Genomic DNA, 13,518 nt, shown 5'->3' with positions numbered 1-13,518 from the left:
CCGTCCCGCCCGAACCGTCTTCTCCAGGAGCACCGACGCCCATGCGCATCAGCCCCCCGTCATCCGAGTCCGTCCCGACGGGAGGCCGGCGGCGAGTCCGCGGTGCGGCCCTCGCGTCCGTCGCCACCGGCACCCTGCTGCTCGGCCTGGTCGCCGCGGCACCGGCCCAGGCCGTCCCGGTCACGATCGACCTCGTCGGCATCAACGACTTCCACGGTCGACTCGAGGCCGACGCCCCCGGTGCTCGCGCCTCCATCGCCGGCGCGGCCGTCCTCGCGGGCGCCGTCAAGTCGGTCGAGGCGCAGAACCCCAACACGCTCTTCGTCTCGGCGGGCGACAACATCGGCGCCTCGACGTTCACCTCGTTCATCCAGGACGACGAGCCGACCCTCGACGCCCTGAACGCCATGGGCCTCGACGTCAGCACGCCGGGCAACCACGAGTTCGACAAGGGCCAGGACGACTTCAACGGCCGCGTCCGGGCGAACAGCGAGTTCCCCTACGTGAACGCGAACATCCTCCGGAGCGACGGGACGCCCGCCTACGACCCCTACGTCGTCGAGGAGATCGGCGGCGTCCGCGTCGCGTTCATCGGCGCGCTGACCGAGACCATGCCGACGCTCGTCAGCCCGGCCGGCATCGAGGGGCTCACCTTCGCCCCCGTCGTCGAGTCGGTCAACGCCGTCGCGGACGACATCGTCGCGGCCGACGCGGCCGACGCCATCGTCCTGCTGCTGCACGAGGGCGCCGAGACCGGCAGCCTCGACTCCGTCACCGGCGACAACGCGTTCGGCGAGATCGCCCGCGGCGTCTCGGGCGACGTGTCGGCCATCTTCTCGGGACACACCCACCAGGGCTACGACTACCTCGTCTCGCCGTCCGACGGCGGCCCGCAGCGTGCCGTCGTGCAGACGGGCAGCTACGGGACGAACCTCGCCCGGGTGACCATGACGGTCGACCCCGCCGCCACCGCCTTCCGTGACCGCGTGACCATCGCCTCGCACCGTCTGGTGCCGCTCTACGGTGCCTTCACGCCCGACCCCACCGTCCAGGCCATCGTCGCCTCGGCCGTCGACGTCGCCGCCGAGCGGGGGGCCGAGGTCATCGGTTCGATCAGCGACTCCTTCAACCGGGCCTACAACGCCAACCCGGACGCCAACGGCCTCCCCGTCTCGAACCGGGCCGGTGAGTCGACGCTCGGCAACTTCGTCGCCGACATCCAGCTGTCGTCGACGACGGCGAGCGGTGCCCAGCTCGCCTTCATGAACCCGGGCGGCCTGCGGGACGACCTGCCCTTCGTGGCGCCGGACGGCGACGTGACGTACAAGGCCGCCGCGGCCGTGCAGCCCTTCGCCAACACGCTCGTCGTGGTCGACATGACCGGCGCCGAGATCCGCCAGGTGCTCGAACAGCAGTGGCCGACCGCCGGCCGTACCAGCACCCTGAAGCTCGGCACGTCCGAGGGTCTGACCTACACGTACGACCCCACCGCGGCGGCGGGCTCGCGCATCGCGGCCGTCTCGCTCGACGGCGTGGCCGTCGACGACGCCACGATCTACAAGGTGACGGTCAACTCGTTCCTCGCCTCGGGTGGCGACGGGTTCACCGCCTTCGCCAACGGTCGCGCCCACGCCGACAGCGGCAAGGTCGACCTGCAGAGCCAGCTCGAGTACTTCGACGCCCAGGCCGGCGACCCGTCCGACCCCGACTTCGCCTCGCGTTCGGTCGGCGTCTCGGGGCTGACCGCTGCGCCCGTCGGCGGGTTCGCCGCCGGTGACACCGTGTCGATGACCCTGTCGTCGCTCGTCCTGCAGCAGGCCGCCGCGGACGCGTCGGGCACCGTGACCGCGACGCTCGACGGCGTCGAGCTCGCCTCGGCCCCGATCGACGAGACCATCCTCGACAACTCGGACGAACAGGGTCGTGCCACGGTGACCTTCGTCGTCCCCGAGGGCATCACCGCTCCCGCTGCCGGACCGGTCACGCGTCAGGTCGTGCTCTCGGTCGCCGGCACCGGCACGACGGCGTCCGTCCCGGTCGTCTTCGCCGCGGCGGCCGCTCCCGTGGTCGTCCCGCCGACCGACCCCGGCACCACGCCTCCGGTCACGACCCCCGGCGGCACCGTGCCCGGCACCACCCCCGGCTCGGGTCCGGGCACCACGCCCGCCGGCACGGTCCGCAACGCCGACGGCTCGCTGGCCTTCACCGGCCAGGACGGCCTGGGTCTCGCGGCCCTCGCCGGGCTCGCCCTGATGCTGGCCGGCGGCTCGGCGCTGGTCGTCGCCCGCCGCCGTCGCCTCCGCGCGACGGTGACGCCCACCGAGGGCTGACGCCCCCGACATCGCACCACCGACCGGACGTCGCACCACGGAATCCCGTGGTGCGACGTTCCGTTCGTGGTGCGACCATCGCGCGGCGGCGCGGAGGCGACGGCGGCACGACCGACCGGCACCGCGCCTCCCGTACGCTCGTCGGGTGACGACGTTCGCGTACCACCGCCTCTTCCGTTCCCTGCCCTCGTACCGGTGGTGGAAACCGCTGCTGGCGGCCGTCGTGGCGGCCGTCACGTACCTGCTCGCGTCGGTCGTGGTCTACGTGGCAGTCCTCGGGGTGACCACGGCCGTGGGCGGCACCGCCGCCGCCGAACGTCTGCAGCGCGGCATCGAGGGCGACGCCCTGGCCGCCGCCGACCCGCTCGTGCTCTTCACGACGCTCGCCTCGATCGCGGTCATGCTGCCGGCCATCATGCTGGGCACGCTGATCGTCGGCCCCGGCGCGGTCGGCAGCCTCTCGAGCGTCGCCGGGCGGCTGCGCTGGCGGTGGCTCGTGCGATGCCTCGTGCCCGCCCTCGCGTTCATGGCCCTGACGGTGGGGCTCAGCTACGTCGTGGTGCCCCCGCTGTCGGGCGAACCGATCGGCACCGGCCCGGTCACCACGCCGGCCGACACCCTCGTCTGGGCGGTCGTGGTCATCCTCGTGGTCACGCCGCTCCAGGCGACGGCCGAGGAGTACGCGTTCCGCGGGCTCGCCCTGCAGACGATCGGCTCGTGGTCGAGGTACCCGATCGCGGCGATCGTCCTGCCCACGGTCGGGTTCGCGTTCGGCCACGACTACAACGCGTGGGGCATGCTCGACGTCGCCGTGTTCGGCGTGGCCGCGGCCTACCTGACCTGGCGCACCGGCGGGCTCGAGGCGGCGATCGTCGCGCACGTGCTCAACAACACCGTGCTCTTCCTGTTGTCGGCCCCCTTCGCGGGCGTCGAGTCGAGCGACGGCAGCCCCCTCGCCCTGGCGGTGACGCTGGTCTCGACGCCGCTCTACGTGTGGCTCGTGCTGCGGGCGGCCCGACGCGCCGGGCTCGTGACGGTCCGCAGCGCTCCTCTCGTGCCCGGCGCTCCCGCGCCGGGCGAACCCCTCGTCCCCGGTGCCCGTCCGACCGACGACCGTCCCCAGGAGGCGCGGGTCGACTGACCGCGTCGGCGGCCGCTCGTAGACTCGACGCGTGACCACCACCGCCTCGCCCGCCCTGGCTCCCGACGCTCCCACCGCAGCCGTCGACGTGCTGCACCGGGTGTTCGGCTACGACGAGTTCCGTGGACAGCAGGCGCAGATCATCGACCAGGTGGTCCAGGGCGGCGACGCCCTCGTGCTCATGCCCACGGGTGGCGGCAAGTCGCTCTGCTACCAGGTGCCCGCCCTCGTCCGCGACGGCACGGGCATCGTCGTCTCGCCGCTCATCGCGCTGATGCAAGACCAGGTCGACGCCCTCGAGGCCGTCGGCGTCCGGGCGGCGTTCCTCAACTCGACGCAAGACCCCGACCGTCGTCGTGCGGTCGAGCAGGCGTTCGTCGCGGGCGAGCTCGACATGCTCTACCTCGCGCCCGAGCGGCTCAAGCTCGAGTCCACGAAGTCGCTGCTCGACCGGGGCCACGTCTCGCTCTTCGCCATCGACGAGGCCCACTGCGTGGCGCAGTGGGGGCACGACTTCCGTCCCGACTACCTCGAGCTGTCGGTGTTGCACGAGCGCTGGCCCGACGTCCCGCGCATCGCGCTGACGGCGACGGCCACCGAGACCACCCACCGCGAGATCTCACGCCGCCTCGAGCTCGACGACGCGAAGCACTTCGTCGCCGACTTCGACCGGCCCAACATCCAGTACCGCATCGAGGCGAAAGACGGCCCGCAGCAGCAGCTGCTGCGGTTCATCCGCACCGAGCACGACGGCGACGCCGGCATCGTGTACTGCCTGTCCCGCAAGTCGGTCGAGAGCACGGCCGAGTTCCTGGTCAAGCAGGGCATCCCGGCGCTGCCGTACCATGCGGGCCTCGAGGCGCAGACCCGGGCACGCAACCAGGCGCGCTTCCTGCGCGACGAGGGCATCGTGATGGTCGCCACCATCGCCTTCGGCATGGGCATCGACAAGCCCGACGTCCGTTTCGTCGCGCACCTCGACCTGCCCAAGTCGGTCGAGGGCTACTACCAGGAGACCGGCCGGGCCGGCCGCGACGGCCTGCCCTCGACGGCCTGGTTGGCCTACGGCCTGCAAGACGTCGTGCAGCAGCGGCGCATGATCGACCAGTCCGAGGGCGACGCCGAGCACCGCCGCAAGCTCGGCGCCCACCTCGACGCCATGCTCGCCCTGTGCGAGACGGTCGAGTGCCGACGGGTGCAGCTGCTCGGCTACTTCGGTCAGGCGAGCACCGCCTGCGGCAACTGCGACACCTGCCTCTCGCCGCCCGAGTCGCTCGACGGCACGGTGCCCGCCCAGAAGCTCCTCTCGACGGTCGTCCGGCTGAAGCGAGAGCGCAACCAGCAGTTCGGCGCGGGCCAGATCGTCGACATCCTCGTCGGCAAGTCGACCCCCAAGGTCCTCCAGAACCGCCACGAGCAGCTGTCCACCTTCGGCATCGGCACCGAGCTGAACGACGTCGAGTGGCGGGGCGTCGTCCGGCAGCTGCTGGCCCAGGGGGTGTTGGCGGTCTCGCCCGACGGCTACGGCACCCTGCTGCTCACCGACGCGGCGGGCGAGGTGCTCTCGGGCGGTCGCACCGTCCGGTTGCGGCGCGAGCCCGACCGTCCGGCGCGCTCGGCCCGAGCGCGGAGCGGGTCGGGTTCGTCGGGCCGCGGCTCCTCGCGGGGTGCCGCCGAGCTGACGGGTGACGACGCCGCCCTGTTCGAGACGCTGCGCGAGTGGCGTGCCGGCGTGGCCCGGGCGCAGGGCGTCCCGGCCTACGTGGTGTTCGGCGACGTCACCCTGCGGGGCATCGCATCCGAACGGCCCACCTCGCTCGATCAGCTCGCGGGCATCAGCGGTGTCGGCCAGAAGAAACTCGACACCTACGGTCAGCAGGTGCTCGCCGTCGTGGGCGGCACCGCACCGGCCGAGGCGGCGGCCGTCGGGTCGTCCACGACGGCGTCGGCGCCGGCCGGCACGACGCCCCGCTCGTCCCGGGCGACCTCGACCGCCCCCGCTCGTGGTGCCCGCCGTGCCGCGCCGCCCGCCGTCGACGAGGTGCCCGAGGTGCCGGCCGACGATCTCTACGACGTGCCGGCCGACGCTCCCTACGACCCCTACGACGACGCCCCGCCGCCGCCCGACGACTGGCGCTGACCCGGGGTCGACGGGCCGAAGCCGAGCAGCGGGAACGCCTGCGACAGGACGACCAGCGCGACCGTCGTGATCACCATGGCCGAGAACCCGCCCAAGAAGGGCTGTCCGTTCATGCGGGCGACGTAGGCCGCCGCGAGCAGCACGGCCCCGCCCGCCGGGGGTGCCAACCCGATGAAGCGCATGCTCGTCCGGTCGAGCGCAGCGCCCCGTCGCGTCCGGCGGACCGACGAGACCGCCACGACGACGAGCGCGAGCCAGACGACCGCCGACAGCACGTAGAGCCCGGTCGCCACGACCGTCGCGGTGAGACCGACGCCGACCGAGGTGCCCGCGCCGACGATGCTGGCGACGGCGAAGTAGGTGGAGATCAGCGCGGTGGCGCCGAAGACGACCGGCAGGCGCGAAGGGCGGGTGGTCATGGTCTCGTCGTCCAAGGCGGTCCTCTCGGGTCGTCGGGGCTGTCGTCGGGGGATGCGGCGGGGCGCTCGGGGGACTCGGGGCGCCTCGGGCCGTCCGGGGTCGTCCCCGGCTGTCGGAGCCGGAGCGCGGGGGGCCGTCCGCCCGGCCGGACCACGGCCCACGGGGACGGGCGGTGCGTCGCGGCGCTCGCCCCGGGTCTCGGGTCGATCCCCCGACGAGGACTCGTCGGAGGGTCGTGAACCGGACGAGCGTCCCGTTTCGGTCGGTCTCCGACGATAGGCCGCGGCTCCGGCGGCGGCAATCCTCCCTGAGGGGGACACCCGTTGTTCCCCGAATCGGGTGGTGCGGGTGGGTGCCGAGGGCCCCCGGGTGAGGCGCACAGGCGAGCCATGCGCCTCGGGGAATGTGGCGTCGGGCACAGTGGAGCGTGCTCACAACCCTCAGCCGTTCGGTCCTGTCACCCCTGGTGCGCGCGGTCTGGCGCCCCCGGGTGATCGGGCGCCGCAACGTCCCGCGGCGCGGCGCCGTCATCCTGGCCAGCAACCATCTCTCGTTCATGGACAGCGTCGTGATCACCCTCATGGCACCCCGTCAGGTCTCGTTCCTCGCGAAGAACGCCTACTTCACCGGCTCGGGTCTCAAAGGTCGGGCGTCGCGGGCCTTCTTCACCGGCATCGGTGCGATCGGCGTCGAGCGAGGGGCCGGGTCCGCCGCGCAGCACGCCCTCGACCTGGGCCTCGGCAAGCTGACGGACGGTGACGCGTTCGCGATCTACCCCGAAGGGACGCGCTCCCTCGACGGGCGGCTCTACCGCGGCCGGACGGGCGTCGCCTGGCTCGCGCTCACGAGCGGGGCCCCGGTCGTGCCGGTCGCCCTGACGGGGACGCAGGAACTGCAGCCGGTGGGCACGCGCCTCCCGCGCCTCCGGAAGGTCACCGTCGAGTTCGGCGAGCCCATCGACCTCTCGCACCACGGGGAGGCGAAGTCGGGTCGGGCTCGTCGCCACGCCACCGACGAGGTGATGGCGGCCGTCCAGCGTCTCAGCGGCCAGGTCGAGGCGGGCGCGTACAACGATCCGCCCGCGCCGTCGGTCGTCGCGCGGGTGCGGCGTGCGATGCGGCCCGACCCCGTCGGGCCCGATCCGCTCGACTGAGCCGCGCTGCTCGCGCGTCCCGGGCGTAGCGTCTGAGCCATGAAGGTCGCAGTGCTCGGGACGGGCATCATGGGTCAGGGCGTGGCGGGGACACTGCTGCGCGAGGGGTTCGACGTCACGGTCTGGAACCGCACGAGGTCGAAGGCCGAGCCGCTCGCCGCCGACGGTGCCGCGGTCGCCGACACGGCGTGGCAGGCGGTCGAGGGCGCCGACGTGGTCGTCACCGTGCTGTTCGACGGCGACGCCGTGCTCGAGGTCCTCGACGAGGCCGCCGACGCGAGCGGTGCCGACACCGTGTGGGTGCAGGCCAGCACCATCGGCGAGGCCGACACGGCCCGCGTCGTCCGGACGGCCGACGGGCACGGGCTCCGGCTCGTCGAGGCGATGATGCTCGGCACGAAGAAGCCGGCCGCGACGGGGAAGCTCGTCATGCTGGCCGCCGGCGACGACGCCCTGCTCGACGCCGTGCGTCCGGTCCTCGACGCCATGGGCTCCAAGACGATCGTCGCGGGCGACACGGTCGGACAGGGCACGGCGCTGAAGCTCGCCGCCAACGCGTGGATCGCCACGATCACCGCCGCCACGGCCCAGTCGCTCGCACTCACGGAGGCCCTGGGCCTCGACCCGCAGCTCTTCCTCGACGCCATCGACGGGGGCCAGTCGGACACCCCGTACGCGCACCTCAAGGGCGCGACGATGATCGCCGGCGACTACCCGGCCCAGTTCGCGCTCGACGGCATCCGCAAGGACCTCGACCTCATGCAGGAGGCCGCCCAGGGCACCGGCTTCGACACCGGTCTGCTCGAGGCGCTGTCCGGCGTCTACGCGACGGCGGCCGACCGGGGGCACGGCGGCGACGACATCGCCGCGGTCCGCACCGGCTTCGACCGGGACGGTTCCGCCGAGACCCGCTAGGACCGCCGAGACCCTCGTGCGCGCAGGAGGGTCTCAGCGGCCGGGGCTCGGGGCGCCGGTGGCGCCGGCGGCGTAGATGAGCGACGCCGCGACGGCCCGGCCCGTCGTCGTGTCGCGGTCGGGCTCGCGGAGTCGCATGGCGAGGTCGCCGGTGACCACCAGCAGCAGGCGTTCGGCGAGCCCCTCGGCCTCGGGGCCGACGAGCGGGCGTGCCAGGTCGGTGAGTCGCGTCCGCAGCGTCTCGGTGTCGAGCCGCACGGCCTCGGCGACGTCGGCGGGCGGATCGACGTACTCGGCCGCCGAGGCCAGGAACGCACACCAGCGTGCCCCCGTCGGGCGGGACCGGAAGTCGTCCAACGCGTCGAAGACCGCGAGGAGGCGCGGGCCGGCCTCGTCGCACCGGGCGACGGCGGCGTCCCAGGTGGCGAGCCAGTCGTGGTGGCGACGGGTCAGCGCTGCGGCGACCAGCGCCTCCTTGCTGCGGTAGCCGCGGTACATCGTCGCGGCCGAGACGCCGGCGCGGGCGAGGACGGCGTCGACGGGCGTCGCGGCGATGCCGTTCGTGAAGAACAGGTCGTCGGCGGCGTCGAGGATCTTCTTCTCGCTGGCCGGGCGCAGGGGCATGCGGACAGCTTAGGCTGTGAAAATGAAACGTACGTTTTCGAATGGCTCCGGGCTCGTCGCGGCCGGCACGGCCCTGATCGCCGTGACCTACGGCCTGGTCCGCCTCGCCTACGGGCTCTACCTGCCCGAGACGCAGGCCGACCTCGGGTTCGACGCCGGCGTCGCCGGGTTGATCTCGTCGGGCGGATCGCTCGCCTACGTCGCCGGCGCGGTGGCGGGGTTCGCGGCGTCCGCCCGGCACCCACGAGGCCTCGTCGTCACGGCGGGTGCGGCGGCCTCGATCGGTGCCGCGGGCATGGCCCTCGCGCCCGACGTGGTGCCGTTCGCGCTCGCGGCCGTGCTGAGCTCGGCCGGGGCCGGCCTCGCGTCGCCGGCCCTGGTGCGCCTCCTGCAGCGCGGTCTCGAGCACGGACGGCAGGCGCGCGGCCAGACGGTCGTCAACGCCGGGACGGGCCCGGGCCTCGTGGCGGCGGGACTCCTGGCGTCCGCCGTGCTGCCCGACTGGCGACTCGCGTGGTGGGCGGCCGTCGGGGGAGCGATCGTCGCGGCCGGGGCCGTCCTCGTGCTCGACCACCGCGGCTCCGTGGCTCGACCGAGCGACGCGACGGGTGCCACGACCTCGGTCGGGCGCGACCTCCTGCCTCCGCCGTCGTGGTTCGTCGACCACCGGTGGGTGCTGGTCGCGGCGCTGCTCGCCGGTGCCGCCTCGGCCGGGGTCTGGAACTTCGGGCGCACGTTGCTGGTCGACGCCGGGGTGGCGGCCGAGCTGTCGGTCGGGGCCTGGGTCTGCCTCGGCGCGGGCGGCACCGCCGTCATCGCCACCGCCCGACCGCTGGCGCGCCTGGCCCCCGGGGCGGTCTGGACGCTCACGCTGGCCGTGATGGCGGCGGGCACGGCCGGGCTGGCGACCCTGCCGGGCGTCGTGCCGGTGGCGTTCGTGGCCTGCGCGGCCTTCGGCTGGGCCTACACGGCGGCGACGGGTGCGCTGATCGCCTGGACGGCCGAGATCGACGCCGAGCGGGCCGCGAGCGGGACGGCCCTGCTCTTCGTGCTGCTGGTGCTGGGCCAGGCCGTGGGGGCCGTCGTCCTGGGCGCGCTCGTCGGGACCGGCGGCTACGGCGCGGCCCTCGCCGTGGCAGCCCTCGGCGCCCTCCTCGCCGCCCTCCCGGGCCTCGCAGGCCGGGGAATGCATCGTGCAGCGGGGGCGTTGCCTCACGAGCGCCCCCGCCCGAGGGCGCGTCACCGTTCGGAAGGACCACCCTTGGACCTCTTTTCTCCCGCCACCTTCGGCCAGCTCGAGCTGCGCAACCGCCTCGTCATGGCGCCCCTCACCCGTCTCCGCTCCGGTGACGACGGCGTTCCGGGCGACGTCGTGGTGGAGCACTACCGTCAGCGCGCCTCCTTCGGTCTGATCACGACCGAGGGCACCTGGCCCTCGCAGGAGTCCAAGGCCTACGACGGTCAGCCCGGCATCGTCACCGACGAGCAGGTCGCCGGCTGGAAGCGCGTCGCCGACGCCGTCCACGCCGAGGGCGGCCAGATCGTCATGCAGGTCATGCACGGTGGTCGTGTCTCGCACACCGACATCACGCGCACCGACCGCATCGTCGCCCCCAGCGCGATCGCCATCGACGGCCAGGTGCACACCGCCACCGGCAAGGTCGACTTCCCCGTGCCGCACGCCCTCACGACCGACGAGGTCCACCAGGTCACGGCCGACATCGTCGCCGCGTCGAAGCGCGCCGTGCTCGAGGCCGGGCTCGACGGCGTCGAGATCCACAGCGCCAACGGCTACCTGCTGCACGAGTTCCTCTCGCCCGTCTCGAACGTCCGCACCGACGAGTACGGCGGAACCCCCGAGAACCGCGCCCGCCTCGCGATCGAGACCGCGACCGCCGTGGCCGAGGCGATCGGTGCCGGCCGCGTCGGCATCCGCCTGTCGCCCATGCACAACATCCAGGACGTCGTCGAGACCGACGTCGCCGACGTGACGGCCGTCTACCGTGCGCTCGTCGAGGGCCTCACGCCGCTCGGCCTCGCCTACCTCAGCGTGCTGCAGGCCGACCTGCGCGGCGAGCTCGTCCAGGACCTCCGCACGCGCTTCGGTGGTGCCTTCATCGTCAACAGCGGCTTCGGTCAGATCACCACGCGCGACGAGGCCATCGCCGAGGTCGCCGACGGCCAGGCCGACGCCGTGGCCGTGGGCCGTTTCGCCATCGCCAACCCCGACCTGGTCGAGCGGTGGCAGGGTGACCACGAGGTCAACGAGCCGAACCCCGCCACGTTCTACGCCGAGGGTGCCGAGGGCTACACGGACTACCCGACGCTGGAGCGCGCCGCGCGCTAGTCCGGCGCCCGCACCGCGGACCCCGTCCCGGGCGACCCACCACGTCCTCCCGTGGTCGGTCGCCCGGGGCGGGGTCCGTCGTCGTTCGGCCGGCCCGTGCGGCCGACCCGCGCGGCCGCCGGCGCACGGCGAGCCGAGGAGGCGCGGGTCGCGTCACCCGCGCCGCGCACCCGGCGTAGACAGGACGGCATGACCGACGTGAAGCACCCGTCCGACCTCGGGATCGACGTGAGCGAGGGCTCGCCGCAGCAGCTGTACCGCTGGCTGCTCGCGAGCGTGTTGTTCGGCCGGCCCGTGCAGCAGAGCGTGGCCGCCGAGACCTACCAGGTGCTCGTCGACCACGGGCTGACGAGCCCCGCACGCTTCGCCGAGCACGACCACGAGGGGCTGCGCCGTCTGCTCGACGAGGCCGGCTACGCCCGCATCGACCACGTGATGAGCGACGAGCTGCACGAGGTCATGGGGCGCATCGACTCCGACTGGGGGTCGGTGAACCACCTCGTGCGGTCGTCGGCCGACCGTGCCGAGCTGACCCGCCGCCTCACCGACCTCAAGGGCGTCGGCCCGAAGACGGCCGAGATCTTCACGCGGGAGCTGCCCGCCGCCCTCTACGGCACCGCCTGACGGCACCGCCTGACGGCACCGTCTGGCGGCACCGCCTGACGGCACCGCGTGACGGCACCGCCGGACGGCGGAGGCGTCCTCGGGTCGGGAGCGGGGCACCCGTAGACTCGAGGCGATCTCGGGGGCGCGACCCGCGCCTCCTCGGGTGTGATCGGTGCGACCGGCACCGACGGTCCGCGCGATCGTGCAGAGGGGGCCCCGTGACGCTCGTCGACAAGCTGTTCCGACAGGACGAATGGCGCACCGTGCCCAACGCCATCTCGGCGGCCCGGCTGTTGCTGCTGCCGGTGTTCCTCGTGTTGATCGTGGGTGAGCACTACTGGTCGGCGATGGTCGTCATCGCGGTCGTCTTCGTGACCGACTTCCTCGACGGGTTCATCGCCCGCCGGACGAACACCACCTCCGAGCTCGGCCGGTGGCTCGACCCGGTGGCGGACCGCATCACCGTGATCGTGGTCGTCATCGCGTTCGTCGCGGGCGGTCTCGTGCCGTGGCCGGTGTTGCCGCTGCTGCTCGTGCCCGATCTGCTGCTGAGCGCCTACGCCCTGTTCGTGCTGGCCGGGGCCTCGTTCCCGGTGACGTGGGTCGGCAAGATCCGCACCGCTCTCATCTTCGTCGGGCTGCTGCTCGTGCTGGTCGCGGCCGCGGTCGTGGACCAGTTCGGCGGATCGGGAGGCGCGTCGTCGGCCCCGCTCGCCGACGCCGGTGCCGTCGCCCGCACGATCGGCCTCGTGGTGCTCTGGGCCGGACTCGTCGGTCACTGGGTCGCCGCCGTCCTCTACGCCGCGGCACTCGTCCGCACCCGTCGCGCCCGCCGTACCGCCTGACGGTCCGGGGTCCGACCGCCCGTCCAGGGACTGACCGCCCGCCCGGGGCCCGGGCGTAGCGTCGACCCCATGACTCGCATCACCACCCCCTTCAGCGCCGCCACCACCGCGGACGAGGTCGTCGACGGCCTCGACCTGACCGGCAGGCGCATCGTCGTGACCGGCGCCGCGTCCGGCATCGGCATCGAGACCGCCCGCTCCCTCGTCGCCGCCGGCGCCGACGTGACCCTCGCCGTGCGCCGCCCCGAACAGGGAGACCAGGCCGTCGCCGACATCCGCGAGAGTACCGGCGACGGCGGCGGCACCGTCCGTGCCGCGATCCTCGACCTCGAGAAGCGCGACACCCTGCAGGCCTTCGCCGACGCGTGGCAGGGCCCGCTCGACGTGCTCATCGACAACGCCGGCATCATGGCCACGCCCGAGACCCGCACCCCCGAGGGGTGGGAACTCCAGTTCAGCAACAACCACCTCGGTCACTTCGCCCTCGCGAACGCGCTCCGAGGAGCCCTGGTCGAGGGCGCCCAGGCCTCGGGCACCCCGTCGCGACTCGTGTCGCTCAGCTCGACCGGCCACCACTTCTCGCCCGTCGTGTTCGACGACGTGATGTTCGAGCGTCGCGAGTACGACCCGTGGTCGGCCTACGGCCAGTCGAAGACCGCGAACTCGCTCTTCGCGGTCGGCGTCACGCAGCGCTGGGCCGACGACGGCGTGCTCGCCAACGCCGTGCACCCGGGCGGCATCATGACGCCGCTGCAGCGCCACCTGCCCAAGCAGGAGATGCTCGACCGCGGCTGGATCGACGAGGACGGCACCCCCAACCCGGCGTTCAAGTCGACGCAGCAGGGGGCCGCGACGTCGGTCTTCGTGGCCGTCCACCCCCTCGCCGAGGGCGTCGGGGCCCGCTACTTCGAGGACGTGGCCGAGGCCGAGCCGTTCCGCGAGGACGCCCGCGGTCGCGGCGTCAAGGACTACGCCCTCGACCCCGAGCAGTCCGACC

General features: G+C 73.5%; 11 protein-coding genes and 1 pseudogene. 10 read left to right on the top strand and 2 right to left on the bottom strand.

Going from position 1 to position 13,518, the window contains the following annotated elements:
• Positions 1–41 precede the first annotated feature (41 nt).
• The 3 genes from ASL10_RS14190 (at position 42) to recQ (ending at position 5,611) form a co-directional block, all read left to right on the top strand.
• Positions 42–2,330, top strand: a complete 2,289-nt coding sequence (locus ASL10_RS14190; RefSeq protein ID WP_056049390.1) for a bifunctional UDP-sugar hydrolase/5'-nucleotidase — start codon at positions 42–44, stop codon at positions 2,328–2,330.
• 145 nt (positions 2,331–2,475) lie between these two features.
• Positions 2,476–3,471, top strand: coding sequence for a type II CAAX endopeptidase family protein (locus tag ASL10_RS14185; RefSeq protein WP_056049386.1), 996 nt, complete (start codon positions 2,476–2,478; stop codon positions 3,469–3,471).
• Between the two features lie 31 nt (positions 3,472–3,502).
• Positions 3,503–5,611: a DNA helicase RecQ gene (recQ, locus tag ASL10_RS14180; protein WP_082460624.1), complete on the top strand. Its 2,109-nt coding sequence runs from the start codon at positions 3,503–3,505 to the stop codon at positions 5,609–5,611.
• Here the strand turns inward: recQ and ASL10_RS14175 are convergent.
• Positions 5,572–6,030 (bottom strand): hypothetical protein, encoded by a 459-nt coding sequence (locus tag ASL10_RS14175; RefSeq protein WP_157485546.1) that lies wholly within the window; start codon positions 6,028–6,030, stop codon positions 5,572–5,574. The two genes, recQ and ASL10_RS14175, sit on opposite strands and share 40 nt — an antisense overlap.
• Positions 6,031–6,434: 404 nt before the next feature.
• On the opposite strand from ASL10_RS14175, the gene ASL10_RS14170 reads away from it, so the two are divergent.
• Together ASL10_RS14170 and ASL10_RS14165 are read left to right on the top strand one after the other, a co-directional pair.
• Positions 6,435–7,184 carry a 1-acyl-sn-glycerol-3-phosphate acyltransferase gene (locus ASL10_RS14170; RefSeq protein WP_056049380.1) on the top strand — a complete coding sequence of 250 codons (750 nt, stop codon included), beginning with the start codon at positions 6,435–6,437 and terminating at the stop codon, positions 7,182–7,184.
• A 39-nt stretch (positions 7,185–7,223) separates the two neighbouring features.
• Positions 7,224–8,099 carry an NAD(P)-dependent oxidoreductase gene (locus ASL10_RS14165; protein WP_200922617.1) on the top strand — a complete coding sequence of 292 codons (876 nt, stop codon included), beginning with the start codon at positions 7,224–7,226 and terminating at the stop codon, positions 8,097–8,099.
• Positions 8,100–8,132: 33 nt separating this feature from the next.
• Here the strand turns inward: ASL10_RS14165 and ASL10_RS14160 are convergent, their stop codons facing one another.
• A complete protein-coding gene (locus ASL10_RS14160; RefSeq protein WP_056049377.1) occupies positions 8,133–8,723 on the bottom strand; it encodes a TetR/AcrR family transcriptional regulator in 591 nt (196 codons plus the stop codon).
• 22 nt (positions 8,724–8,745) lie between these two features.
• Here ASL10_RS14160 and ASL10_RS16625 point away from each other — a divergent pair.
• From ASL10_RS16625 to ASL10_RS15695, 5 genes and pseudogenes are all read left to right on the top strand, one after another.
• A pseudogene (locus ASL10_RS16625) lies at positions 8,746–9,759 on the top strand (MFS transporter); the annotation flags it as partial.
• 225 nt (positions 9,760–9,984) lie between these two features.
• The gene (locus ASL10_RS16620) at positions 9,985–11,070 is read left to right on the top strand and encodes an alkene reductase (RefSeq protein ID WP_056049542.1); all 1,086 of its coding nucleotides are present in this window, start codon (positions 9,985–9,987) and stop codon (positions 11,068–11,070) included.
• 189 nt (positions 11,071–11,259) lie between these two features.
• Positions 11,260–11,694 carry a hypothetical protein gene (locus ASL10_RS16110; RefSeq protein WP_056049374.1) on the top strand — a complete coding sequence of 145 codons (435 nt, stop codon included), beginning with the start codon at positions 11,260–11,262 and terminating at the stop codon, positions 11,692–11,694.
• Positions 11,695–11,894: 200 nt separating this feature from the next.
• On the top strand, positions 11,895–12,521 hold the full coding sequence (locus ASL10_RS16105) for a CDP-alcohol phosphatidyltransferase family protein (RefSeq protein WP_056049371.1): 627 nt from the start codon (positions 11,895–11,897) through the stop codon (positions 12,519–12,521).
• A 69-nt stretch (positions 12,522–12,590) separates the two neighbouring features.
• Positions 12,591–13,518: SDR family NAD(P)-dependent oxidoreductase (locus ASL10_RS15695; protein ID WP_082460633.1), on the top strand; the 928-nt coding region annotated here is incomplete at its 3' end.

Source organism: Frigoribacterium sp. Leaf8, assembly GCF_001421165.1.
In the GTDB taxonomy this organism is placed as follows: domain Bacteria; phylum Actinomycetota; class Actinomycetes; order Actinomycetales; family Microbacteriaceae; genus Frigoribacterium.
Note: the sequence above shows the minus strand (reverse complement) of the source record. Positions and strands in the feature narration are given on the sequence as shown.

Bases quoted from the DNA above. Each gene is read 5' to 3' on its own strand.
- ASL10_RS14190 (WP_056049390.1), top strand. From the start codon at position 42: ATGCGCATCAGCCCCCCGTCATCCGAGTCCGTCCCGACGGGAGGCCGG.
- ASL10_RS14175 (WP_157485546.1), bottom strand. From the start codon at position 6,030: ATGACCACCCGCCCTTCGCGCCTGCCGGTCGTCTTCGGCGCCACCGCG.
- ASL10_RS14170 (WP_056049380.1), top strand. From the start codon at position 6,435: ATGTGGCGTCGGGCACAGTGGAGCGTGCTCACAACCCTCAGCCGTTCG.
- ASL10_RS14165 (WP_200922617.1), top strand. From the start codon at position 7,224: ATGAAGGTCGCAGTGCTCGGGACGGGCATCATGGGTCAGGGCGTGGCG.
- ASL10_RS14160 (WP_056049377.1), bottom strand. From the start codon at position 8,723: ATGCCCCTGCGCCCGGCCAGCGAGAAGAAGATCCTCGACGCCGCCGAC.
- ASL10_RS16110 (WP_056049374.1), top strand. From the start codon at position 11,260: ATGACCGACGTGAAGCACCCGTCCGACCTCGGGATCGACGTGAGCGAG.